The organism is Nitrospirillum pindoramense (assembly GCF_007827955.1).
Lineage (GTDB): Bacteria > Pseudomonadota > Alphaproteobacteria > Azospirillales > Azospirillaceae > Nitrospirillum > Nitrospirillum amazonense_B.
On the sequence record NZ_VITR01000006.1, the window covers coordinates 190,278 to 213,805 of the forward strand.

21 protein-coding genes are annotated in these 23,528 nt (G+C 56.8%); 9 read left to right on the forward strand and 12 right to left on the reverse strand.

Annotation, left to right across the window (positions count from 1 at the left end; all coding sequences use genetic code 11):
• The first annotated feature begins 150 nt into the window (after positions 1-150).
• On the forward strand, positions 151-390 hold the full coding sequence (locus FBZ90_RS11730) for a hypothetical protein (RefSeq protein WP_145732290.1): 240 nt from the start codon (positions 151-153) through the stop codon (positions 388-390).
• A gap of 37 nt (positions 391-427) precedes the next feature.
• Here the strand turns inward: FBZ90_RS11730 and FBZ90_RS11735 are convergent, their stop codons facing one another.
• Positions 428-1,264 carry an enoyl-CoA hydratase-related protein gene (locus FBZ90_RS11735; RefSeq protein ID WP_145732292.1) on the reverse strand — a complete coding sequence of 279 codons (837 nt, stop codon included), beginning with the start codon at positions 1,262-1,264 and terminating at the stop codon, positions 428-430.
• 67 nt (positions 1,265-1,331) lie between these two features.
• On the reverse strand, positions 1,332-2,180 hold the full coding sequence (locus FBZ90_RS11740; protein ID WP_145732294.1) for a hypothetical protein: 849 nt from the start codon (positions 2,178-2,180) through the stop codon (positions 1,332-1,334).
• Positions 2,181-2,533: 353 nt separating this feature from the next.
• On the opposite strand from FBZ90_RS11740, the gene FBZ90_RS11745 reads away from it, so the two are divergent.
• The 4 genes from FBZ90_RS11745 (at position 2,534) to FBZ90_RS11760 (ending at position 5,667) form a co-directional block, all read left to right on the forward strand.
• Positions 2,534-3,304: an RNA polymerase sigma factor gene (locus FBZ90_RS11745; protein ID WP_145732296.1), complete on the forward strand. Its 771-nt coding sequence runs from the start codon at positions 2,534-2,536 to the stop codon at positions 3,302-3,304.
• Positions 3,304-3,855 (forward strand): hypothetical protein, encoded by a 552-nt coding sequence (locus tag FBZ90_RS11750; protein ID WP_145732298.1) that lies wholly within the window; start codon positions 3,304-3,306, stop codon positions 3,853-3,855. The genes FBZ90_RS11745 and FBZ90_RS11750 overlap by 1 nt, the downstream gene beginning before the upstream one ends.
• A 59-nt stretch (positions 3,856-3,914) precedes the next feature.
• Positions 3,915-4,355, forward strand: a complete 441-nt coding sequence (locus FBZ90_RS11755; RefSeq protein ID WP_145732300.1) for a periplasmic heavy metal sensor — start codon at positions 3,915-3,917, stop codon at positions 4,353-4,355.
• Between the two features lie 127 nt (positions 4,356-4,482).
• On the forward strand, positions 4,483-5,667 hold the full coding sequence (locus tag FBZ90_RS11760) for a beta/alpha barrel domain-containing protein (protein WP_420872595.1): 1,185 nt from the start codon (positions 4,483-4,485) through the stop codon (positions 5,665-5,667).
• 1,195 nt (positions 5,668-6,862) lie between these two features.
• On the opposite strand, the gene FBZ90_RS11765 is transcribed toward FBZ90_RS11760, so the two are convergent.
• The 5 genes from FBZ90_RS11765 to FBZ90_RS11785 all read right to left on the reverse strand — a co-directional run bounded on the left by FBZ90_RS11765 (position 6,863) and on the right by FBZ90_RS11785 (position 13,401).
• Positions 6,863-7,387 (reverse strand): MbcA/ParS/Xre antitoxin family protein, encoded by a 525-nt coding sequence (locus FBZ90_RS11765; protein ID WP_145732302.1) that lies wholly within the window; start codon positions 7,385-7,387, stop codon positions 6,863-6,865.
• Positions 7,388-7,705: 318 nt separating this feature from the next.
• The gene (locus FBZ90_RS11770; RefSeq protein WP_145732304.1) at positions 7,706-9,565 is read right to left on the reverse strand and encodes a TniQ family protein; all 1,860 of its coding nucleotides are present in this window, start codon (positions 9,563-9,565) and stop codon (positions 7,706-7,708) included.
• 2 nt (positions 9,566-9,567) lie between these two features.
• Positions 9,568-10,551, reverse strand: a complete 984-nt coding sequence (locus tag FBZ90_RS11775) for a TniB family NTP-binding protein (RefSeq protein WP_186455756.1) — start codon at positions 10,549-10,551, stop codon at positions 9,568-9,570.
• Position 10,552: 1 nt separating this feature from the next.
• The gene (locus tag FBZ90_RS11780) at positions 10,553-12,703 is read right to left on the reverse strand and encodes a DDE-type integrase/transposase/recombinase (RefSeq protein ID WP_145732308.1); all 2,151 of its coding nucleotides are present in this window, start codon (positions 12,701-12,703) and stop codon (positions 10,553-10,555) included.
• Complete coding sequence (locus FBZ90_RS11785; RefSeq protein ID WP_145732309.1) at positions 12,700-13,401, reverse strand: hypothetical protein; 702 nt, start codon at positions 13,399-13,401, stop codon at positions 12,700-12,702. Before FBZ90_RS11785 ends, FBZ90_RS11780 begins: the two co-directional genes overlap by 4 nt.
• Positions 13,402-14,395: 994 nt before the next feature.
• Here FBZ90_RS11785 and FBZ90_RS11790 point away from each other — a divergent pair.
• A complete protein-coding gene (locus FBZ90_RS11790) occupies positions 14,396-14,680 on the forward strand; it encodes a hypothetical protein (RefSeq protein WP_145732311.1) in 285 nt (94 codons plus the stop codon).
• On the opposite strand, the gene FBZ90_RS11795 is transcribed toward FBZ90_RS11790, so the two are convergent.
• From FBZ90_RS11795 to FBZ90_RS11815, 5 genes are all read right to left on the reverse strand, one after another.
• Positions 14,655-15,116 carry a PIN domain-containing protein gene (locus tag FBZ90_RS11795; RefSeq protein WP_186455757.1) on the reverse strand — a complete coding sequence of 154 codons (462 nt, stop codon included), beginning with the start codon at positions 15,114-15,116 and terminating at the stop codon, positions 14,655-14,657. The genes FBZ90_RS11790 and FBZ90_RS11795 overlap by 26 nt on opposite strands.
• Before the next feature lie 3 nt (positions 15,117-15,119).
• Positions 15,120-15,398: a hypothetical protein gene (locus FBZ90_RS11800; RefSeq protein ID WP_145732315.1), complete on the reverse strand. Its 279-nt coding sequence runs from the start codon at positions 15,396-15,398 to the stop codon at positions 15,120-15,122.
• A gap of 567 nt (positions 15,399-15,965) precedes the next feature.
• Positions 15,966-16,649 carry a retron system putative HNH endonuclease gene (locus FBZ90_RS11805; RefSeq protein ID WP_145732317.1) on the reverse strand — a complete coding sequence of 228 codons (684 nt, stop codon included), beginning with the start codon at positions 16,647-16,649 and terminating at the stop codon, positions 15,966-15,968.
• On the reverse strand, positions 16,646-17,917 hold the full coding sequence (locus FBZ90_RS11810) for an AAA family ATPase (protein ID WP_145732319.1): 1,272 nt from the start codon (positions 17,915-17,917) through the stop codon (positions 16,646-16,648). Before FBZ90_RS11810 ends, FBZ90_RS11805 begins: the two co-directional genes overlap by 4 nt.
• Before the next feature lie 314 nt (positions 17,918-18,231).
• Positions 18,232-19,026 (reverse strand): DNA/RNA non-specific endonuclease, encoded by a 795-nt coding sequence (locus FBZ90_RS11815; RefSeq protein WP_186455758.1) that lies wholly within the window; start codon positions 19,024-19,026, stop codon positions 18,232-18,234.
• Positions 19,027-19,126: 100 nt separating this feature from the next.
• On the opposite strand from FBZ90_RS11815, the gene FBZ90_RS11820 reads away from it, so the two are divergent.
• The 3 genes from FBZ90_RS11820 (at position 19,127) to FBZ90_RS11830 (ending at position 23,056) form a co-directional block, all read left to right on the forward strand.
• Positions 19,127-19,570 carry an SOS response-associated peptidase gene (locus FBZ90_RS11820; RefSeq protein ID WP_276509094.1) on the forward strand — a complete coding sequence of 148 codons (444 nt, stop codon included), beginning with the start codon at positions 19,127-19,129 and terminating at the stop codon, positions 19,568-19,570.
• A gap of 823 nt (positions 19,571-20,393) precedes the next feature.
• Entirely contained in the window at positions 20,394-22,253 is a 1,860-nt protein-coding gene (locus FBZ90_RS11825) for a hypothetical protein (RefSeq protein ID WP_145732325.1), read from the forward strand.
• A gap of 2 nt (positions 22,254-22,255) precedes the next feature.
• Positions 22,256-23,056, forward strand: a complete 801-nt coding sequence (locus FBZ90_RS11830) for a TIGR02391 family protein (RefSeq protein ID WP_145732328.1) — start codon at positions 22,256-22,258, stop codon at positions 23,054-23,056.
• Positions 23,057-23,528: the final 472 nt, after the last annotated feature.

Sequence of the window (23,528 nt, forward strand, 5' to 3'; positions counted from 1 at the left end):
CCTTCCGAGATAGGGCTCGAGCCCATGCCACGCGGGCACGCTCTCCGTCGTGACCTTCGCCAAACAAGAGTGATAAGATCCGAGATATCTTTCCGAGATGGATGTCAGATGCGCTTCCCGTCCCAGCTTACGCCGCGTCGGATACCCTGGATGATCGGCCTGCTGGCTGGTGCGTTCATGGGTGTGACCAGCGGCGCAACCGCCGCCGAGTCAGAAGCTGAAGCCAAGTCGGTGGCGCTGGAAGCCAGTTGCAAGCCCAACAAGGTGGAGGCGGTGCAGCGCCTGGTCGGTAACAACCCCGACATCGTGTATAAGATCACGTGTCAGAATGGGAAGGATCTGGCGGTCTATGTCCGCTGCCAGGGGCGCACCTGCTTCCTGGTGCGCTGATACCCACCCGCCTGTGACCTCAGGCGCCGCCGCGCCGTCAGGGCTCTTCGTCCCACCCTCGCCAGGTGAAGTTGGGGCGGCGCTTGACCAGGAACGCATCGCGCCCCTCGACGAAGTCGGCATTGCGGGCCGCATGGGCCAGGAAGGTTTCGGCATCACCGCCGGGGCCGCCCGCCGCTCCGTCTTGGGGCCCGTCCTGGGCCGCGTCCTGGATGGACTGCACGATGCACTTGGCCGCTTGGATAGAGAATTGCGATAGGCCGCATAGGGTGGCGGCGTAATCCTTCACGGCTGCCCCCAGTTCCGTATCCCCCACCACCCGATCCACCAGGCCGATGGCCAGGGCCTCCGCCGCGCCTATCAACCGCCCGCTGAACAAAAGGTCCTTCGCCCGCGCCGGCCCGATGTGGTTCACCAGCCGCCGCGTGTCCTCGAGCGGGTAAACTAAGCCCAGCTTGGCCGGGGTAATGCCGAAGCGCGAGCCAGACCCGGCGAAACGCAGGTCGCAATGCAGCGCCAATCCGCACCCACCGCCGACACACAAGCCATGGATCATGGCGATGGTCGGCTTGGGGCAGCGCTCGACCGCCAGGTTCCCCGACCGTACCGCCGCATTGAAGCGGGCCGTCCCTTCCGGGGTGCTGAAAACCTGAGCGAACTCGGCAATGTCCGCGCCTGCGGAAAATGCCTCACTCCCAGCGCCGGTAACGACCACCACCCGCACCTCCGGGTCGGCACCGACCGTGGCCATAAGCTCGGGCAAGGCCAGCCACATGTCCAGCGTCAGCGCGTTGTGCTTGCCCGGCCGGTTGACCGTCAGGGTGGCCACTCCCCCGTTCACCGCCAGATCGAAGCCGGCAACCCGTTCATGCATCTGTCACTTACCCCCACGACCGGACAGGGCGGCATAGTGGCCGGAACCCGCTGGCGCAGGCAACGGCTTAGCCCCGCAGGGGACGGAAATACCGCAGAACGGACTGCAGCTCGGTACGCAAGCCCTGGTCCTCCCGCAGCCGCGCCTGCAGTGCGTGATCGCGTTTGGCCAAGTAGACGACGTGGTCTTTGGGGGGAAGGGAGCGATAGGACGGCTTCGCCGCCAGGGTGCCATCATCCTGCACCGTCGACAGGAAAAAGGATGAGCGCATGAATTTGGAGAAGAGCTTGTTTGCCCCCTCCGCCGGTTCTCGCGACATGATCGAGCAGATATAAAAAAGCCTGAAATAATAGTAGTTATTATAAATGCGTTGAACGATATAGAATTGCTCACTTGGCGAAGACACTTTTGAAATCAGCTGCTGTTCCTTAAAACCAGCATAAAAATAGTTCGATGCTTCGCGCGCGAACAGGAAAGGTTTCTCCCGCTCCTCGCTGATCCGTTTGCGATAATCTATGAGCGCCCGGCCGACCAAAGTCTGGATCATGCGGCGTTCCACGTCCAGGTCCGGCGGCAATCCCATCAGGAACTCCATCGCCGGCAGGAGCTGCACGGGGTGGGAGATGGCGGCCCGCTTTGCGCGCCCCTTGCCCAGAAGGGACGCCTGCAGCGATTCGATGATGTCATGGGCCTGCCAGCGCAGGCGAGTCATCATCGGAATGGTCGAGAGCCCGCTGGCTTGCAGGAATAGCCGCAGCTGATCGCGCCAGGATTTCTGCGGCAGGGTGAAATATTCCACGTCCGTCAGACGCAAGGGCGAGGAAACGCTTTCCCCTGCCACCGGCTCCGGCCGGTGGTTGAGGCTGCGCCCGAAGACAACACCCTTGGTCTTCCGTTCCCGCTCCGCCAAGCTCATGAAAACAGTCCGCCCGCAGCCACAGTCACGTTGTGCCCGCTGCTCACCACCTTGCCGCAGCGCCCCAGCCGGCAAATCGCCTTAGAAAGCACGATATCATATTTGGTCACATTGATTAACTAATTGCGCACACCACTTATGCGGGTAACAACAAAATTGTCGGTGGCACCCGCCCGCGCATTTGAGTCCCGCCTTAGGCGGCGCAGGGTTACGGCGGTACGGGACGTATCAATCCCAAGTTCAGGCCACCACTGGCGGCGGCCTTCCGGTGGCTTGGCCTTCCGGTGTTCTTGGTGTCGACGCTGATGGACACGACTTGGCCATGCCAAAGACCGCAAGGGATACATCTGCCCATGCCTTCGTATGCCAACTCACATTCAGCTGCCGCAATCGCCTCATCTGCCGGCGCGGGTGGTTATGACCTCTCTGGCGTACCGGCCGCGATTGGTCTAACTAAGCGGGTGGGGCGGCTGGCAGGGCTGCCTGTCACCAGTGGCGGCAAAGGCAAGCCTGTGCAGCGAAGCGATGGCCATGGGTTGGCCACCAGCAGTGATGAGTACCTGGTGGGACGGGTTGCCGAAGGCGACGCGCAAGCCTTTCGCGTGCTGACAGATCGGCATTTGGACCGAACCGTCACATTGGCCCGTCGTGTCCTCGGCGGCGCAGCGGAGGCGGAAGACGTGGCGCAGGAAGCTTTCCTGCGCCTCTGGCAACATGCCGAACGTTTCCGACCGGCGGAGGCCCGATTCTCGACCTGGTTTTACCGAATCACTATGAACCTTTGCCTCGACCGGAAGCGCCGGCCCGCCCATGACGCATTGGAGAGCGTGCCGGAGCCGGTTGATCCATCGCTGGACGCCGTCGCCCTGGTGGAGCGGTCGGAACTGGGGCGGCTCGTGGCACGCGCGGTCGATGATCTGCCGGAGCGGCAGCGGGCAGCCATTTCCCTGTGCTATGATGCAGGACTGAGCAATGCCGAAGCCGCTGCCGCCATGGAGGTGAGCGTGGGCGCGCTGGAAACCCTGTTGGTACGGGCCCGCCGCGCCTTAAGGGCGACATTGGCGCCCCTCGCCCCCTCTGATGCCCAGGACGGTCGGCGCTCACGGACGGGAGGACCGCGATAATGGACGACATGATGATGATCGCGGAATTTGAGGAACTGGTCGACCTGCATGGGCCGGATCCCGACTTATGGCCCGCCGCCGACCGGCCCCGGGCCGTGGCACTTCTGACCCGGTCATCGGCGGCGCAGACTGTCATGGCCCAGGCGCGCTTGATGGAACAGGCGCTCACCGCCATGCCGCTGGATCAAGCCAGCGCGGAATTACGCCGCTCCATTCTCGCCATTCCCTCTGCATCTCCCACTGCATCGGTTGAAGCGCGCTCTTCAAAACAGCGCCCGGCTGACCAACGGCTTATGATAGGGGGCCCCCGCTGGAGGTCGGGTCGCATGCCCATCTTCGCCGGAGGTGGCGGCCGAGGGACGGGGGTCGGCCTTTGGGGTGGTGGCATTTCCGCTGCCCTGGCTTCCGGACTGGCCGCTGCGGCCGTGGGCATCGTGCTGGGGGTTCACGGCGTTTCGCCGATTGCCCTGTCATCCGCCGACACCCACGCCTCTGCCACCACGGAATATATGAAGGCTATGACCGAAATCGACACGGAGATTGGGCAGTGACCGAGGGGCGTGCGCATTCGGACTTGGGCGCTTCCTCGGGAGGCTCGCTTTCCAAGGTAATGATCGTCCTGCTGATCATTTCCGTTTCGATCAATCTCCTTGTCGCGGGCATGGTCCTGGGTCAACGCCTGGACGGCAGCAACGTCGTTGCTCGGGTCAATGTCAACCGACCCGACCCCAACGCCAATCCGCGTCCCGGTCCCTATGACATGTTCGTGAAGAACGCCCCGGAGCAGGTGCTGCCTTTTCTCAAAGATGCCATCGCCGCCCGCCAGGATTTGGCGCAGATCCAGCTTCAGCAATTGCGGGATGCGCGGCATGAAGCCGTGCAGCGACTGAAGGCACAGCCCTTCGACCCGGCGGCCGCGAGCGCCGCCTTCGCCCGCGTCCGGGCCCTGATTGGGGAGATCCAGCAAGGCGTGCATGAAACGGCCCTGGGCGCTTACGCCCGCGCCTATGGCCAAACGCCGCCGGCAACGCCCCCTGAAAAGCCCCAATGAGATGGATTGGGAGGCCATTCGGCGCGTCGCTTCACGACACCGCTTGCCCTTGCCCACCGACCATCGACTATGATCCACCCGCATGTCCTGAGGACAACGGAAGGATAGCCACGTGGCTGCGGACAAAATGGATGAAACGGCCCGCTTGCAGGCCGGCCCCGTAGATGCCCCGAGGGCACAGGAAATAGGCACGCCATGGCCACCCGCCGGCGTCGTTGGGCAATGGACCGACGTCTATTTCAAGCGCACCCGCACCATCGTGGAGCGCCACGGCGACGTCGCTGTGACCTATGCCGTTTTCATGCGCCGCCCTGTGGTGTTCGCTCCCCACTTGGCCTTGGACTGGCTGAGGTCGGTGGCCGCTGCCCGGGGCTTCACCCCGGAAATCGAGGTTCGCTATCACGAGGGCCAATGGGTCGGCGCCGGCGAACCCATGATGTGGATCACCGGCCCGTTCTCGCAGCTCGCAGAACTGGAAACCCTGTTCCTAATGAAATTGGGTCCAGCCTGCGTCGCCGCTCATAACGCGTTCGTAATGAGTGCGGGCCTGCCCAAATCCGCCTTCCTCGCCATGGATGCCCGCCATTGTGCCGGTACCGAGATGGCGGACCTGATGGCTTACGCCGCCAGCGTCGGTTCCGAGCGCGCCCGGCGCAAGGCCGGCGCCATTGGTTTCATCGGCAACGCCACCGACGCCACCGCTCACTATTTTGGCCAGTCCCATGGGTTCGGCACCATGCCGCATGCCCTGATTGGTTATGCGGGCTCGACGGTCAAAGCGGCTGAACTGTACAACGAAACCTTCCCCAACGAAGCCATGACCGTGCTGGTGGACTATTTCGGGCGGGAAGTCAGTGACACGCTGGCGGTGTGCCGGCGCTTCCCGGAGTTGGCGGCCGCCGGCAAACTATCGGTTCGGCTGGATACGCCCGGCGGACGCTTCATCGAAGGATTGGACCCGCCACAAAGCTATGCCGTGCTTGAACGCCGCGCCCCGGACAGCATCCGCGGTTATCGCGATGAAACGGAGCTGCGCTACCTGATCGGTGCAGGCGTATCCGCCGCGGGCCTGCATTGGGTCCGGGAGCATTTGGACGAAGCTGGCTTCCACACCGTGAAAATCGTGGCCTCCAGTGGTTTCAGCCCGGCCAAATGCCGGGTTATGGCGGATGCTCAAGCCCCGATCGACGTGGTGGGAACCGGCAGTTTCCTGCCAGAGCATTGGGGTGAGACCTATGCCACCGCCGACATCGTCGCCTATGACGGCGTGGCCCGCGTCAAGATGGGGCGTGAATTCCTGCTGAAGCGATAAAAGCCCAAAAAGCCCCCGGGCGGCCTCCCCGATTGCTCGAAGAGAACCGCCCGGGGGCATTCCAGATAAAAAGGGCCTTATTGGACGCCTTTCATCTTCATCCTTTTTCACAGAAATCCGGATCTTGGGCGTCTGAGGGCCGCAGGAGGCCTGGTATGCTTTTCATAGAATTCCGGATTCGTTTTCATAGAACGCCGGATTCAGGCCAGTCCTTGTCATAGAACGCTGGATTCGTCTTCCCGTCCGCCGGAGCAGTGTCACACCACCGCATCCTGGGCACGTCTTCACAATCCGATAATCGGCACTGGGGCTTATTCGCCGATCACAGCCATTGTGGACGATGGCCGAACATTTAGTGCTGGGGCCGAGGGTCTTCCCAGAGGGAAATTTGGGCAAGACACTCAGGCCCGAACGGTTGGATGAGGCTAAAATGTCGACCACTCGCACTGATCAGGTAGGGGTGCCTCCGGCCACCATCGGTGGGCAGAGACAGTATGGGTGGGCTTGTCCATCCGGCCTGCTTAGCCGCTGAAACATATGAGAATATTCGTTCGCAATCGGCTTCCGTGCGGCCATTCTGGGCCGGAATTTTGAAGCTAATGTCAATGCGCCGAGAACTATTCTCAAAGGCATCCAAACGCTTGGGGTGCCGACCCGGGACAAATTTTGCTAGGCCACTGTTCAGCGGAAAGAAGCTCTCTCGAATCCAAACGTACATCCGCCAACCGCCGTTTCCCGACAGCAAAATAGAGTAGTTCGCCTGCCGGGCATCGTCGAAGGAGGTTTGCGCATCTGATACCCTGAAGTCGCGCTTCACGTCTTCGATGCGCAGGCTTTGATGCTTGGTGTCAAAGAAGCGCACGATCTTGGCCCGCGCTTCAGCTTCGCCATAAGGACACCACCACGTCTCAGTAGGGCGAAGACCAGGATAATTCCCTTCTGGATCGGGCCCTCGATGCTGGCATTCAGCAACCGTGGTGTCCGCCGCTGACACTGTGCCTGGGGTTTGCCCGACCGCGAATCTGGGGAGTACAAAACTTATAGTCGCTGCCAGTGACCACAAGACCAAGTGCCTGTTCATGCTCGCCCCTCACGCTCGCCCCACCGCATCAGAATGCAGGAGAACACCGCCGCTGAACACGGCAGATCCATCAAGAGCGATGGAACAGGCAGGCCAGAGAAGCCAAGACATAGGTCACCGGAATACCAGTCCGTCATCGGCAATTGGCTTCACCACATCATCGAAGCCATGGACGGGCATATTGAACAACCCACCACGCCAGGCGTCGAGGTGCCGCCGGACCAGAATGATGCCGTCCTGGGTGGCGTTGATCACCAGAGCCAAGGGCGGCTGTCCCCCAAAAAGTGGACTGGTGTTAGGACACCGGAGCCATTCGAGGCCATCTTCATCTCGCGCAAAGACAGTCCGCAGTGACCGGTAGATCCCCAGCACAGCAGAGATTCTGAGGAGCACATCCAAGGGCAGCGTGAGATCGGCGCCAGAGCGAGCTTTCGACACCCATCGGCCATAGGTGGACTTCCCCGGCTTGCCGAGGACGTTGATTCGCTCTCCCAAGGTCAGGCCCCAGCTGGTGGCGATGGCCAGAAACGCCCGCATGCCCGGCGCGCTGACCCGGCGGAAATCGGTCCTGGTTAGATTCTCGATGGCGACGATCTTGGGACCAGTGAAGGGACCCTCGGCTTCTGGAACACGGGTCATGGTAAATCTCCTGGTGAACACACCGCAATCAAGAATGCCGCCCTGAACGGAGGGCACCGTCACCAGGCTTTCATGCCTTTGGCTTCTGCCCCACGGTCAGCCGTCGTGGTTTCCCCGGTTCGAGAATGAATTCCACCGGCACCTCGACACCTTCGGTTTCCAGGAGCCGTTCCAGCCATCGCTCCCCTCGGTGGACCGCAGCCGAAGTACCCGGTGGCACGTGCGGCGACGTAGGCCTGCCTATCCCGACGCCCAGCTGTTCTCGAAATTCATGGATTTTACCGTCATCGAGCCATTCGTCTGCTGTCCTGTATTTATCTATCCGATGATTCGGTCGATATCACTGCGCTCATAAAGATACATCTCGCCGCCATCGACGGTCGGACCGGAAACCGGTCGTGCTCCGCTGCCGAGAAGCGTCAAGTTGACTGATTTGACATCCGTACCGCGCTGAGCCGCAACGTCCCTGGCGAGCACGTACCTTCCAGAAAAGTCCCGGAAATCCTTGTTCAGGACCTTAGCACGGCGGGTTACGCGTCCGACCTTGTCCCTGGATTTCAGGATGTCGTTTTGCACCCAAAGTCGAACAGACTTGGTCTGAACGTTCAGCTTGGCCGCGATGTCGGAAACGGCCAGAGCGTCCTGGCGAAGCTTCACAGCCAACTTCTTCACCGCATCGATGGTGAAGACCAGATTGGCGAATCCCCGAGATCCCGCCAATCTCCCGGCCGGAAGCAATGCGCCCTCGATCACAGCGCGATACACCGTCGCGGCGTTTCGGTCGTCATAACTCACCGGCATGCGCCTGATGAGGTTGGCCGTCGTGATCATGTCTTTGCCCAGCGGCGACGGCAGCTCCGTAAGTTCCAAGCGGTTGATGGCGTCCAGGAGATCCTGAACTTCCGCCTTGAGAAGCGGGTGCTTAAAGAATGTGGTGGCGACCGGTTCGGACGCCACGGTGAGAAGACCGGCATCCTCCATTTGCCCAAGAATCCGGTCATTGACCGCCAACATCTTCCGGGCTGTCTTTCCGTCGATGAATTTCTCGACCTCAGCTTTGAGGTCCAGGAGCTTCTGGGGGTCGAGCCGGGAGCCGTAGCCTTTGCCCTTCCCCCTAACCAAGAACATGTCCCGTTCCTCGGCCAGACGCATCAGCCGAGGCATTGAGGTCCCTAAGAGGCGAATAGCCTCCTGCGGGAGAAAGAAGGACCGTGATGGATTGGCCCTGCGCGCGCGGACGACGGCCCTGGCTTTGGTTACCAGCCTGACATCACCGGCGATATACCGGCTGAAGGTGCTGGTAATGGGCCCAAACGCCGGGTCCTTATCCTGTTTCAGGATCCATTTGGCGGTAACGCCGATGTCGCGGTACATCCGCTCATGCTGGTCCTGACGATCAGCCGCCCCCTGCCGAAGCCAATCGATATGGCGGTAGAAGGAATGGGGCCAGTCCGCGCAGGCCTGCCAGCCGATGTTCAGGTAGGCAAGGACTCGTTCGGGATGATGCCGACCGATTTTGACCGCCGCGACATTCAACAAGGTGTCGTGGACGCATTGGCCCAGCATGTAGATGGTCTTCAGCAGGCAGCCGACGTCCATGCCTGCCAGCCCTTCCGGCGGGGGCTTACCTTCGAGGAGAGAGACAACAGCTTTCAGGCCTTCAATATCGTCAGGGGCAGGCTCGGGGTCGATGAGGCGGTAGTCGGCACCGCAATGCACGCAGTGGGTCAACTTGCTGGTCAGCCAGTTAAGTGGTCCCCTGCACTCGGCACACCGGTCGACCAGCATGACGTTGTGATGAGGGCAAGCCACCATGAACACGAAGTCCCAGACAGCGCGATGATAAGGGGCTTCAGCCAGGCACAGCGGGCAGCATTTCCGCCAAATGAGGGAGACGAGTTCCTTCGGCAGCGTGTGCCCGAGGAGGCGCACGTGTCGGGTATCGGCTGCGCGGTAGGACATGCGTTCCAGTTCGGCAGGCGTCATCGACAGGAGGCGGCGAAGGGGCTCCATGTCGGTATCCGACAGCATGAAGGCGCGGGCCGCCATCAATCGCGGAGCTACGTAACTCAGCACGGCCCATGGGGTGGGTCTGAAATTCTCTTCAGCGGACCTGGCGACGAAACCCAGGAACCCTTCATCGGCGTACGGCACCAGTGGAAAAATTAGTTTGAACATGGTTACAGCAGTTCCCTCAGCGCCTGATCGCCTTTACGCAACCGGGGGAGGCGGAGCTTCTCCGTAGTGGGCGGGCGCAGCACCTTCAGCGAATGCTTGTCGGACAGGAACGGGTTCGGCTCTTGTCGGTTGGCACCAAGCCGTCCCCTGTCGAAGGCCTCCGCGAGAAGTTCCTTGCTTATGCAGGGCAATGAAGATTCTTGTTCAACCAGTGCTATTTCGGCCGCCATTTGGAGCCATTTAGTGGTTTCGCCAATTGCGCCGTTGGATGCGATCCAAAGGCGAAATGCCATGTCATCGTGGAACAGGTTCGACGGCGCTGAGAGGCCCATGCGTTCTTCATACATATAGAGGAAGGATTGATACGTATCCCGATCTTCCTGCTTCAACCAATCGAAGGGCTCAAGGTATTCAGCCCATCTATTCCGTCGCAGTGATTGAGGATTCGCTCGTATCAATTCGGCTCCCTCGGGTTGACCTCCGAGAATTATCGGACAGACGGCGGCGTTCAGGATGGATTTGATGAGGTCGCCTGAAGCATACGCGTTAGCTCGCTTGTTCCCCGCGCTAACGATGTGCTGGATCTCGTCGAGGATGAGTAGTTTAGGCGCCGCCCTGGTCAGCATCTGAATAACAATGTGGGTATACTCAGACATGCTGCGATTCGAAGAAACATCGCCCAGCGCTTTCAAGATCGCGATAGCCAAGGCCTTCAGCGTCGACTGAGGAGGAATCCCGACATATAGGACCGGGTGATAGAGATAGCGGTCCCGCTGTTCAGGCGGGTACTCGTCGGCTATCTCCTTGAGAAGGGTAGACTTGCCGGTGCCTGTCGGTCCCAGCAACATCATCGACTGGGCTTCCCTACCGCAACAGCCAATGTCTATGGCATCCCGGATCCGCTGCTTAATGCGAGCCAGATGGGGCAGGTCGATGGCGATTTTGCTGATGTTTTTGAAGCGTTCAATTCGCTCTTCACGGTCCATTTTAGGCATCCTTGTTTCCACCTCGACCTGTGACCCCCATCCGGCGGGCCATCTCTGCGAACCTTGCTGCGTTGGAAGCTGATGTGTTCGTCCCCGAGGCCGATAAATCCGATGCGACGGATTCGGTCGGGGACGGGAGTAGGTCCGTGACCTCCGGTGTTGGTGCGGAAGCGGTGAAGCCCTGGCCGATGTTGTCGTCCTCGTCCGGAATGGCGAGGCCATCGGCAAGAACTGAGTCCGGCAGTTGCTGCAACGCGTCCGAAATGGAAAGGTCGCTTAACACCGGATTGATGGAACTGGGAATTTGGTGCTTAGGGGCACCATAGGCAGCTTTCAGCCGTCGAACCTTTCTGTCTTTGGACACATGCTTGTCTTGGATGTAGCGGTGTAGGTCAGCGTGAGCTGCTGCCACGTTGTCTTCGCTATATTTTTCCGGTCGGGCCTTGATGAGTTTAAGCGCCAAGACCTGCTGCACGAGGGTCACACCGTGCGCATCGAACAGCCGCCGTGAACTGGGTGACTGTTGGACGGTGACAAAGCACTCTCTGCCCGGGTCAAAGACCTGGATGGTTCCCAGATCTTTGGGGTCGATCTTGCACATCGCTGTGCCGCCGGGGTTAAAGGCGGGGCTGGTGCGAATGCTCGCGATTTCCGGCCCGTTGTAGATCAGGTTGTTGATCCTGACGCCGTAATCGAACAGCCGCCGATGCGTTGTTAGACAGAACGCAGCGTTCAGCACCTCCGGTTCGGGCAGCGGAATGATGTGATGCCGCCTTACGCTCTCCGACCATCGACGATGAGGCGCGTCGTTGATTCCGCTGTGAAACTGCTGGGAATAGACCTCGATAATCCAGCGATGGACCAGGTAGTCCAATTCCTCCAGGGTAACGACGGGCTGCATTTCGGTGGCTTCTTCGTTCCGCCGCCGATAGAAGTCCTCGAAGGTTCGGCCCGGGATGTAGCGGACCAGGCTGCGGGTGAAGGTGCCGAAGAATCGTTCGATTGCCGCCTTGTCATTGGGCGTCTCGCGGGCCGCGAAGGTGATGTTGCAGCCGAGCAGCTTGAGCATCGCCGAGAAGTCATTGGCGACGAACTGGCTCCCCAGGTCCGCGAAGTAATTTTCGGACAGCCCCCAGCACGGCCATTCCCCTTTGATGTCAGGGTACTTTTCCTTCACGTACGTTTTCGGGTAAGTCGCGTGACGGATGCATTCGATGGCAGCGGCGACAGATTGCTCGAAGCCGATGTAGCGACCAATCGGCATCCTGCTGAAGTGGTCGTAGGCGATAATGACGACCGGCCGGTCGATGGGATTTCCATCCGCGTCGACCACGATTAGGTCCGTCTTGAGCAAATCCAGTTCAGTGCGCTCGTGGTGGCGCTCAGTCGAGACATGTCCGGTCTTCGGTCGATAAATCCGGTCTGCCACGGTGACACCTTTCCGGTTCGCGGTGGCCACGTATCGGTCGTAGGTCTGGATTTTCCGGTAGACGGTGGAGTAGCTCGGCACCCATGTGTCGCCGGTCAGCCGATTGCGACGCGTGAATACGTCACGGACCTGTCTGTAGACGTTGCTTACGTCGTACTGCATTGAATTCAGGAACAGGCCTTCGACTGTTTCGTCAAACAGGTTCTGCGCGTCGAGCTTCTGCTGCGAGCCGCGTCGCCCGCGCTGGGCAATGCGGTCCATCAAGGCCTGGAAATCGCGCCCGCTTTTCTGCCATTCGGTGATCCAACTCTGGAGCGTGCCCGGTTGAGGGGGGTGAGGGTCGTTCAGCACGGCCGCCGTGGCTTCGATGACAGGGACGAGTTCCTGCCGCTTCCGGGTTTCCAAGCCGCTCCTCTCCCAAGCCTGGACGTAGGTCACGCGGCGGAGGGTCCGGGCCTTCAGGTCTTCATCGACTTGGAGCTTGGCCAGCGATGTCAGGTCACTCTTGCGGCCTTCCTTGAAGGCGCGTTCTTCGGCACCGCCGACGCGGTACGCTTGTCCCTTCGCCATCAGGTCCAGCAGTTCGTCTTCGCGAACCACGAAAGGGGAACTGTTGGCGACATCCTGGAACACCAGGTTGCGACTCGCATCACGGCGTTCGAAGGAAACCATTCGTCCCTCGATGCGCAGGTACTGGTCGCGGAACAGGGCAATGCTGGTCATAGCGTTTTCTTCCCCGTGACGAGGCGAACTGACGTGTTGACGGATAAGGGCTGCCCCATGCTGAGTCGCAGCTTGCCCTTGAGGACTAGCCCGTAGACGTGGGCCAGGCCTGCGACTTCAGTGGCACCGATGGCCTGGATGACCTTGCCTACGGTGTTGGCGCCGTTTGATATGGCCTCGATGATGGAAAGCTCGCTGGCCAGGTTTAGGGGCGCGTTTTTCCACCGGTTCAGTTCGACCGCGTTCTTGAACCTGGGTTCGAGGTGGACGAACCGATCATCGAGGCAGCGATAGTCGATTCCCAACTGACCATATGCCGTGGTCAGGAGTTCGATGTCGCAATATCGAACCTTCGGCCTCTGCCTCGTGTCGATGATGTCGACAGCATAGGTGGCGGCCTCCGCCTGAACGATGAATCCGACGACGTGGGAGGTCGGCTCGCCGTTGACGACATAGTGAGCGACGTGCGCCCTTGACTTGAACCTGATGACGGCGGGGTCCGCCTGGAGCAGGTACATGAAGTCACGGTCGATTTCGCGATACCAGCGAGCTTGTCCTTCGACAGCTTTCCTAGTCGCGAAAATACCGCTCTGCCGGGTCCGATAGTTCTTGGGTGGGGTGCCATCCGTTTCTGAAAGTCGAATAGCTCCAGGGCCGAGATCTCGATCAGATCCCGTAAACGAAATGCTCGAAGGCATAATACCCTCGCTTATGTGGGGGATTTCGAGAATGGAAGAATCTGGCGCCGCAACGCCTGTTTCAGGTCATATTATTGGGGATAGTATTATTGAAATGGCCGTAGAAAGTAGCCAGCATTCCGTCGAGTATGTGGCATAATTTGCTTTGGCCATAATTTTCTACTCCGGCATGGAGTAACGACGCAACGTGCACACGCGCAGGCGTGTATCGGCAACAATTGCGCGCGACCTCAAGGTGGTGTATATAGTTAGTTAGCTATGGCTGATACTTGGCCATTAAACCCTGACCCGGCCAGTTTGATCCTAACCAAGGCCGTGCATTTTCAGGGGCCTTGATTGGGCCGGTTTAACGGTCAGATCCCCGAATAAATGCCTATTCGCCATATGCTAGCGAAGGATATGCCGCTGCCTATTATGTCAGCTTGGCGCGTTGCGATTCCAAATTGGGACCGAAGACGTGGGCCAGATACTTCGCTGAGCATTAAGCAGTCGATCATGGCGTGCCACCGGGCATGAGGGCTTGCCGACATTAGGCCTGCGCTGGATCTGCCCATCAAGAAGCAAAATGAACTTTTCCGATATAGTCTCGGCGTAAAATCTTTATCTTAAGAATAGTCACGCCCCCGCTTGTCTGGACATTCTATATCCTGGCGAATTCGGACGCGAGTTGAGCCGTTGGTGGGGCTTCTCTTTATCCCGCGTTTTTCCAAAATCGCTCATTTGCGGGATAAACCCTTCAATTCCAGTGCTCAAGCCTTCATGGCCGAGTTCCAGGATCACGTTCATTTCCAAAGTGGGACTACCAGCCTCCGCCACGTCTGCGACGACAGTTCGGTGACCGGCGACCATGAGGTAGCGGAAAGCGTGCCTTTGAGATCTGGCCGATTAGCGGAGCTGGGGAAAATTCGGGCGCCACATCTGGGGAGTATTCGTCCGCCATCGATTGTTCCGAATCGAGTCCTACTATCTGCCAAAGAGGCGTAGGCTGACTGACATGGCCACCCTGAAGGGATGGCGGGCTCAGCCAGACATGGAGGACGCGATGTCCGAGAAGGCGCCCGGCTTTTGGCACGACTTGCTGATCGAGGAAATCGTCGAGGGCTTGGAATGGGCCCGATCCCCGCTGCCGGTGCTGATCCCGCCGGTGGAACAGTTAGGAGGCAGTGACGCAGGGGTGGTGGCGACCAGTCTGAAACGGCGCCCCAATGTCCATGTGCATCTGGCGATGCTGACTGGCTTGCAGACGGTTGCGGCTAACCCGAGTGTGCATCAACATTGATCAGGCCGTCATAGGGGTTCAGCAGTTCAAGACCCGTTCTGGCGGCGATGAGGGAAAAGTGCCGTATATTGCGGGTTGCTATGATGGCGCCCCTGTCCATGGCCGTTGCGGCGATCATGAGATCCCGTTCGAAGCTTGGGGTCCCATCATGGGGAACGGAGATGGAGAGCGCCCCGTGGAGCCTGGCAATCTGGCCGTCGTAGGGAATGATCGGCAGCGCCAATGTCAGGGCGCGGAACCAGAGATCGTTGTCGTTGGCCTCGGCTATTCGCCCCTGGACCCGCAGGCGCGTTATCCCGCGTTCTATTTCTGAGACCACTACAGCGGGGACGAGGAGTTGCTCAGGGGACGTGTCAGTCCACCATCTCAGTAGCTCTGGATGCTTAGTGCCGCGCCGGAGATCGGACAGGACACAGGTGTCGACAACGTATGTCACCAGTCATTTCCCATCCTCCCCGGCCTGCCTGCCGACTATTCTGGGGATCCAGGTGAACGGGGTGTCACCGGCCCGGCCTCCAGGGTAAGCGGCTGTCGATCCGGCGGCCAACTGATCTTTCAGTAGAGATCGAATGGCCAGCCAGTCGGGTTGGGAGATCACGACCGCGATGTTCGCGCCGTTGCTGGCAAGGGCTTGCGGGCCGTCGTGTTGGCATGCCGTGACGACCTCGGCAACACCATCGCCGAGGGGACCCAGTTCCCAGGAGTCCTTGTTCGCCATACTGACTTAGCCTCGACACTTCACCAGGACGCGCACAAGCGTATCGGGACACGCAGGATATACCGGTATCTACCGGGCCCAGCACGTCCCTGAAAATCACGCCCTCAGGATTTTCTGAAAAAGCGTATTCTGGATATTTCAGCCCGGCAAGGTCTCTTCAGACAGACCCATGGCGGTAATTCGCGAATTATAGGAATCGAGAAGCTCGCCCCATTATCGGGCTCCGTCACGACCTCCAACTCCAGATTATCCCTTTAAAAAGCATAATGTTTCCCCTCGGGGCCGGATAAACCGGACACGCACCTTTCGCCGAAACTCACTCAGAGTTTTCTAGAGATAGCGGATCAAGTTTACAGGTCGCGATTTCCCGGATCGGATAACGCATTTACGGATTTCCTAGTGATATTAAGCAAAACGATTAACTTGGTACCTCTGGACATCGGCACCGGCGAGGAAACGAGGCGGGCAGACTGCTTGGTTTGTGATTCAGGCTCCAGGTGGAATGCAAACCACATTCTTGGCGCCAATAATTTTTGCGTAAAGCATTATTAATTGGTAAGTTCTATTCTATATCTGGTAATCTTCCAAGTAACGAACAGCCACCTGGCAAAACCCCTTAAGCTTATCGCCATTTTTCTGTTTCCAAATTTGGATTTCCATGTCAATGTCCGCAATATCTCCATTTGCTATAGATTCCTCTAAATATTTTGTTATTACACCTCTCTCATACTCAAGAGATTCATCAAAAAGACGAAATTCCTCTATTATACTCTTAGCTAACTGATCGTTAGCATTTGAAGGGAATATCTTCCCATCAAAGCCATATTTAAATCGAGATTCGCAAACAGATGATGATGGAATTATATCATTTCCCTCATTAAACCACGCCTTCTTGGCGTCACCACACGTACTCGGCAGACGAGCTTTGTCACCCTGTTTTTCCTTTTGAGGACCGCAACTCGCAAAGAAGTTTTGGTAGGAAAGGGTTAGATCGGCACGAGTGACACCGTCCCCATCGCTAGTGCCATCAAAGAATTTGCGGGGCCAAAAATGATCGATGTGACACTTCGAAGCTTCAATACTCCTTCCACAGTAGGCACAGACATAACCTTGCTCCACTAAGAGAGCTTCTATGGTTTTCTTCTTCGGATCACCTCCGAAATTATTCCAAGTCGGCGACCAATCTGAATTAGCTAGCTCAAGCCAGTCCTGCATCTCGTCCGGAGTTTGTCCTTTGAAAGAATATTTCATTCCTGCGCAACTCTCCGGTTTCGTTCTATACGGGCCTGGGCTATTATCAATTCTGGAGGGCTGCCCTCCATGAGACCCCTCAATACCGAAAGCAGCCCTTCCGCTCTGTCGTTCTCACCTTGAATAATCGCAGCCTGTAGATCATCTAGCTTTTCTTTTAAATCAATATCCCGCTCATCTCCACCCAGAACATTCAGTAGCAGGAAATTACTGTCCCTACCTCTCGAGGCATCTGGTATCATAACCTTTAGCTCAGTATTTTCGTCAATCTTCATAATGCGAATTTCGTCTGCACAAATTAGCCCCAAAACCTGGGCAGAGTGAGTCGAGATAATGAACTGGCAATTTCTAAAAGTTTCGCAAAGCCATGGTATAATTTTTCTTTGCCAAACGGGGTGCAAATGTAACTCTACTTCGTCAATCAGAACGATTGCAGCCCCATCGAGAGGGTTAGAAGAATTAGGGTTTGCCATGGCCAGGCGGCGCGCTAAATCACCGGCTAGAGCTAAATATGCACTCTCACCGCTAGATAATTGGTCGACTCGTAGTTGCTTTCCTTTTTTGGTGACATACAGCCCAAAAGGAACCTCAACTTTATAAACTGGATTTTCCATGTCAGTAGCGGAAGTCATCGCCTTCCGAACAGCTTCCAACTGAATATCCACATAGTTTTTAGGGTTTTTCTTGAGCTGTTTCTGCTGGAGTTCCAGTAAGCTTCTATCTCGGAACCAAGCAATAAAATCCCTGAAATTCAGATCCCCAACTGCTAAGGTACCACGGAATGCGGCAAGAGCCGTCATTTCAGCACCATTCCGAATTCTCATAGGAACATCGAGTATTGCGCGACGCTGGCCATAGTATACCATCAAAGGTTCGCCGGATAAATCGTCCCCCTTTGTGGCGACCTTCTTCCTAATTAAAGAATTTAATTGCTCGAAGTCACTTGACTTCAGGCCGAGTATCTTGGAAACACGCCTCTGTCGCCTCACAGTCCACGATACGACTTCACTATCAACACCGACCTCCACAGTCAGCTCTGCCTCTGAGCAGCCAGTATTGATATCCATTTCGCCGATGCGCTTCGCCGAAGAGGGGGAAGCCCTAACGAATCGGGCAACGTAATTATCTAATAGAACAGAAATAGCGTCCAAAACGGTCGTTTTACCCGCCCCGTTCGCGCCTACAAAAACCGTCAACCTTGCATCGAGGTCAAGATTCACGTCCCTGATGCCCCGGAACCCCTTAATTCTCAACTTCTGAATTTTCATCTCTCAACACCCTTCGATACAATGGAACTATATATGATTGGGGTAAATTTCTCAACTATAATAAATTGATCAGAGAGAAGGACGATATTGAAAGATATAACAGCCTATATAAAGATATATTCTGGCATTTCATCCCCGTCTGGAGCACATGCAACTCATAAACAACAGCTAGACTACCGAGTTCACCCGCGAACATTGCCAACAAGAGGTATTTTCATGAAAGTATTCGCCTATGACCTCGCAAATATGATTGCGTCTGCTAGGTCAAAAAAGATACGATTTTCACTGCATGAGTTTGATGAGTTAGCGGATAGTTAGCGGATATGACAGGTAACGTGCTTTCTCTTTTGAAGTGCGTAAAGGTCAACGGGCCAAACAGCGCTCACACTCCCTCTATCTGTATTGGCAGGCAATGGCAGCGCAACTCCAGCAGCCTGCTCCACCTGGGCAACCGACACGGCATGGGGCGTTAAGTCGCCCTTAGCGGTCGGCTGGTTCTGCATAATGAACGCCGCGACCTGGCCAGACCCGTCCACGATCACCTTCCAGTACGCCGCTGGGATGCCCACCTCGTCGGCGCCGATAGTCTCCACCGGGTCCTTCCATATCGGGCCGTCCATCACCACCAGCGGGCCCCGCGTCAGCGCCCATGACCGCGTAGCCTCTTCCAGCATCTCCCACTCCCACTGATTCAGATGGGATGCCTGAGGGCTCATGTTGGACAGGTAGAAGCTCTCGCGCAGAACCCGCGCATCCCATTCGAAATCGGAGTTCGGAGCGAAGTACCCTCGGTCGTAGATGCCGCTGTGCCCTTTGTAGTCAGCCAGCTCAGCCCGGTGGCCAGGCAGGAGATCAGGATCGGGGGCGAACGAGTCCTTGCGGGGCAAGCACCCCAGCGCGTGCTCGGCGGTCAAGCTCCAGGACACAAAGTCCGGCACCAGCTTCACGTCGTCGTGCAGGGCCACATAGGCCCGGCGGCCCAGCGGGGTCAGGTGGGGCTCCGTCCCCGACCACTGCGGCGCTCCCCATGGGGCCTGTGCCTGGCAGTCAGCGGGAATCTCCGCAGATTCAGAAGTTGCGCTCCACCCCAACCCGGCCAGCAACGCCAAGCCCAGCAGACGCCTCCGCATTTCGCCCCCATCCTCTCGCCAACCGGCTCCATCATGACCAGTCAGCCCCCCGCCGCCTAGCCCATCGGACGAGTCAAGAATTCCCTTACAAGTCCAGTGTTCATGCCGCAGCCGAACGTTATCTACGAATTTTAGCCCTCGGGCTATGTTGATGAGATCCCGATTGCATCCGGACACCGGGGAACGTCACCTTGGCCTGCTGCGATGGGGTCTGGTGCCGTCGTTCGCCAAGGACATGTCGGGTGCGGCCAAATGCATCAACGCGCGCGCCGACACGGTCGCATCGAAACCCTCCTTCAGGACCGCATTCAAGAAGGGGCGCTGCCTGGTGCCCACCAATTCCTACTTCGAATGGCAGGTTCTCTCAGATGGAGGCAAGCAGCCCTATGCCATCGGGCTCGCCAATGACCCGATGATGGCCTTCGCCGGGTTGTGGGAATGTTGGAAAAACCCAGCCAGCGAAGAATGGATCCATACCTACTCAATCCGATGTAGTGGCTTGATTCCCTTGGGCCAGCCTTAAGCCTATCCGTTTTAACCATAACCCGCTCTTGCAATAAGAACATAAGCAGAGCATCGCGATAGAGGCATGGCCGACCGTGCCTCAGCCATCGCGGAACTCCGCGCTCGTCTCTCCATCATGGACAGAGTCCGGGTGACGGCGGGCGCGACCGTGGTCAGCATAGGCTTGGTCAGCATAGACCAGGCCCTACCGGGCAGCGGTCTGGTTCCCGGTGACATCCACGAGCTGCTCCCGGATGCGGCTTGTGGCGCGGCTTACGGCTAGATAGCAACCATCTTGAGCCGCTTGCCGGAAGACGCCGGACGTATTCTGTGGTGCCGTCCGCTGGGGCAGGTTCCGTCCCTGTACCCGGCCGGGATGGCAGCCTTCGGCCTGGCGTCCGGCAGGCTAATTCAGGTCTATCCGCGCCAGCCTGAGGAAGCCCTGTGGGTACTGGAAGAGGCCCTGCGGTGTCGCCGCCTGGCCGCTGTGGTCTGCGATGGCGTGCTACCCACCCCGACGCAGTGTCGCCGTCTCCAGCTTGCTGCTGAAACAGGTGAAACCCTGGGGCTGATGATTCTGCACGCCGATGCCCGGCCACCGCCATCCGTGGCCTTGACCCGATGACGTATCGCCGCCGCTCCAGTCCGAGTCGCCTGAACCAAGTGTTGGCCGTCCCGGATGATCAACCTCCCTCCTGCGCTGCCGTAGCGGCGGCTCCGGAGGCGCTGAGTAGCTCAACGAGCTCGCAAAGGGCGTTTTTGTATAAGCCATGCCTTTGTTGCTTACTACTTTTACGATATCCTGCCATAAAGGGATGTCAACCATCTATAGGGATGCTTTCATGGCCGAAAATTCCAGCGGTGACCTAGATAAAATTCCGCAGGAAATCCAGATATCAGTCCCTATGAAAGCGCTCCGTACCTTGAACGCCAAATCTAAGAGCAGGATACTGGCAGACGGTGAGCCAAACGACCAAAGGCTTAAGCGTTATCCTGCCGACGAGGCGGGTATTAGGAGGCAATATTACGAAGACAGATATCTATACCACTTGAACGATGAAGAAATTGAGGAGCGGATCGCAAATATAATTGCCAACTCGATTCACATATCCAGTTCCGGGGTATATTCAGCAAACAACAGGTACGGATTCTACTGGCAAAAACGACTCATCCATACGCTAGAGGAAGCGTGCCTTAGAGGAAAGTGTCCAGAGGCATCTTCGATTATGCTCAAACATATGCCGGACTTAAATTTTTTCTCGCCCAGTTCTGAAATTGTCAGTCCGGACCTGAGTGCGAATTCGGCGAACCTTTACAGGTATGACAAGATAAAGTACCTTAAAAACTTAAGAAAAGAAGGGAAAATCTACCTACGCTGCGCCTCTACTGTTGATTCTTCCAGTGACAGCGCCAGAAATGACAATAATGAAATACTGATTGAAATAAGGCTTCCCGCAGATTCTCTGAATTTTTCAGGGCGCCAGAATGAAGTCACGATAACTGATGATACAGATACGATCAATCTCAAAATATACCAAAAGTCAGACTATTACATGTTTTGCCTATCTCAGATTTATGATTGGCGGCTTTTTGGAAATTTTACCGGCGATTCTGTTGCAAATGACGAAGATGAACAGATTGGGTGTTTGGTAATTACCGACGTAAACGAATTTGTTCGGCGTGTTTACGATGCAGCTAATAGTGCTTTTGCCGGAAGGCGATATGAAACAGGACATTCATTTTCGATAGTGGCCAGCAGCGTAAAATATTATGACCCATTTTTCGCAGACGAGTGTTCAGAATTACTTTCTTATGGAAGCAATTTATCACTTTTCAAGAGATTTGAATACTCATATCAGAGAGAATTTAGATTCGTAATTAGGCCAAACATGCCGGATGCCTTTTATCCGCAATATCCACATGACCAATTCCCCCAATTTGAGAGAGAGTTCATCGAAATCGGTAACATAGAAGACATATCATTCATTCTCACTCCGGGGGTGAAGCTCAAGACCAGCGCAAATTATCTTATGAAACAAGATATTACCCTTCTGGCATCGGCTCTCGGTACTTCATTTCCTGAAGGCACTGAGCGGGTCTATTTTTGCTACAGCGTTGAAAGACGAGAGGTTGGTCGTACACATCGGCAAAATCTCATGCTTAAGCGACAAATAGGCCATGGCGCTCAAGTGCATCAGCAGATGATCTCCATTCCTATTGTTGATGGGAAAAATGACGCCTTAAATTTTATAAGGCAATTCTATCGGATTTTTGATGTGCGCGAGCATGGAAATCACCTAATCGGCTTCCGCATCCAGAGAATTCCAGATATCAACGGAATTGAATTTGATTACATGCTGACTCTACCTTCACACCAACCATCGGACAAGGACATGGAGATAAAGGAACTATCTTTTGAATTCTCTTATGAGTACCTGGATGATGGCGACTCACTACATCGTCTTATAAAATCCATAACCCTTAGGGGGGCAACTTACTATTCTGGAAGCCCAGGAGATAATCGGCGTTTTCTTACGCCATCTCGCGGAATGCTTCACGGAGCGGAGATGGCTTTCTTGGATTACCTGAGTGAAATGAAGGTGCGAAACCTAAAGTCATACATATGTTCCTGTCCTGAAATTAACCGGCGCTGCTCCGAGTTCAACATGCCTGAAATGAATAACGCTCAAAATAATGGATAATCATGTCCTTCTTTTCTCAAAGCCAACTTGAGGCGATTGCGAATTCTTTGGCTGACACGACTGAGGGACTGACGGGATCGGAAATTGAGCATTTGCTTGCGACCTGCAAGATGTCAGATCCGTCTCCATCGCTTACCAAGCGACACCGGCTCTTCAATGCATTTGTCGAGAGCCAGAAGGTGCGGCAGGACCGCAGGGCCGTGTTGGCTTTTATCCGCCATGCAATGAAGCCAGAGAGATTCGCCCGGCAGCCTCTTCGCTTTGAACCCATGCGGGCCAATCTTAATCGTGCGCTGGCGTTTGCCGGACTGGCCGTCGACGCGTCCGGCATCCTTAGTAATGTAGAGCAGGCGACTACCCTGCCAGAGGCAGAGCGGCGGGCAAACGAACTGCGCACTGACTTACTTTCGCGGGGCGTCCATCCTGACATCCTGGTTTTCTGCCGGGCTGAGCTTCTGGCCGACAACTATTTTCACGCGGTCCTTGAGGCGACCAAGAGCATCGCTGACAAGCTCAGGCGGCGGACCGGCCTTACCGATGACGGCGGGCTTCTTGTGGATCATGCCCTGACTGGCGATCCGCCGATGCTGGCCATCAACGCGCTATCCAATGAGAGTGAAAAGAGTGAACAGAAGGGTTTCGCTAATCTAGTCAAAGGCACGTTTGGCATGTTCCGCAATACCACGGCGCATGCGGCGCGGATTCATTGGTCGATGACCAAGGCCGATGCAGAGGATTTGCTTTCCCTTGCATCACTGATCCATCGGCGGCTGGATTCGGCGACGATGCCGCCACGGGCTTAAGGGCAAGAACCGTGTCAACCGCATAGGGGCTATCAACTGGGCATCTTGTGTTCTGACCGTAAGCGTCCGGCTTTGGCTGTCTTGCGCCTGTGACGAAGCTGCGGAAGCTTTGCCATGGGGATTCCTTCTGGAGGGGTCCAGAAGAAGGAGGGCACGTGGGAGAGGCGACAGTGCTGGCGCGGCGGCGGCGCTGGACAACGGCAGAGAGTGCGGCGTTACTGGCCGAGGTTGACGCGGCAGGCGGCAGAGTGTCAACGTATGGCTCGCCGGATTCCCATTCGCCGTCAATCATCACAGCAAAGTCTACAACGCCAAGCTGGTCAATATAATATGAAATATACTCGCCCAGATGTTTAATTGGGTCGAAAGCGATATCGTTTTCCATTGTCGGCGCCCGCACCATTCATCTTTGTCTAATCAAATTGTTCGTTAAATAAACATCTCCTTGGGCGCAAGAGACCCAGACAGGGCC

Coding starts and splice junctions, on each gene's coding strand:
- FBZ90_RS11730 (WP_145732290.1), top strand. CDS start 151: ATGATCGGCCTGCTGGCTGGTGCGTTCATGGGTGTGACCAGCGGCGCA.
- FBZ90_RS11735 (WP_145732292.1), bottom strand. CDS start 1,264: ATGCATGAACGGGTTGCCGGCTTCGATCTGGCGGTGAACGGGGGAGTG.
- FBZ90_RS11785 (WP_145732309.1), bottom strand. CDS start 13,401: ATGCCTTCGAGCATTTCGTTTACGGGATCTGATCGAGATCTCGGCCCT.
- FBZ90_RS11830 (WP_145732328.1), top strand. CDS start 22,256: ATGTCCTTCTTTTCTCAAAGCCAACTTGAGGCGATTGCGAATTCTTTG.
- FBZ90_RS11770 (WP_145732304.1), bottom strand. CDS start 9,565: ATGTTCAAACTAATTTTTCCACTGGTGCCGTACGCCGATGAAGGGTTC.
- FBZ90_RS11760 (WP_420872595.1), top strand. CDS start 4,483: ATGGATGAAACGGCCCGCTTGCAGGCCGGCCCCGTAGATGCCCCGAGG.
- FBZ90_RS11755 (WP_145732300.1), top strand. CDS start 3,915: ATGATCGTCCTGCTGATCATTTCCGTTTCGATCAATCTCCTTGTCGCG.
- FBZ90_RS11745 (WP_145732296.1), top strand. CDS start 2,534: ATGCCTTCGTATGCCAACTCACATTCAGCTGCCGCAATCGCCTCATCT.
- FBZ90_RS11765 (WP_145732302.1), bottom strand. CDS start 7,387: ATGACCCGTGTTCCAGAAGCCGAGGGTCCCTTCACTGGTCCCAAGATC.
- FBZ90_RS11790 (WP_145732311.1), top strand. CDS start 14,396: ATGGCCACCCTGAAGGGATGGCGGGCTCAGCCAGACATGGAGGACGCG.
- FBZ90_RS11810 (WP_145732319.1), bottom strand. CDS start 17,917: ATGAAAATTCAGAAGTTGAGAATTAAGGGGTTCCGGGGCATCAGGGAC.
- FBZ90_RS11750 (WP_145732298.1), top strand. CDS start 3,304: ATGGACGACATGATGATGATCGCGGAATTTGAGGAACTGGTCGACCTG.
- FBZ90_RS11825 (WP_145732325.1), top strand. CDS start 20,394: ATGGCCGAAAATTCCAGCGGTGACCTAGATAAAATTCCGCAGGAAATC.
- FBZ90_RS11805 (WP_145732317.1), bottom strand. CDS start 16,649: ATGAAATATTCTTTCAAAGGACAAACTCCGGACGAGATGCAGGACTGG.
- FBZ90_RS11780 (WP_145732308.1), bottom strand. CDS start 12,703: ATGACCAGCATTGCCCTGTTCCGCGACCAGTACCTGCGCATCGAGGGA.
- FBZ90_RS11775 (WP_186455756.1), bottom strand. CDS start 10,551: ATGGACCGTGAAGAGCGAATTGAACGCTTCAAAAACATCAGCAAAATC.
- FBZ90_RS11800 (WP_145732315.1), bottom strand. CDS start 15,398: ATGGCGAACAAGGACTCCTGGGAACTGGGTCCCCTCGGCGATGGTGTT.
- FBZ90_RS11740 (WP_145732294.1), bottom strand. CDS start 2,180: ATGAGCTTGGCGGAGCGGGAACGGAAGACCAAGGGTGTTGTCTTCGGG.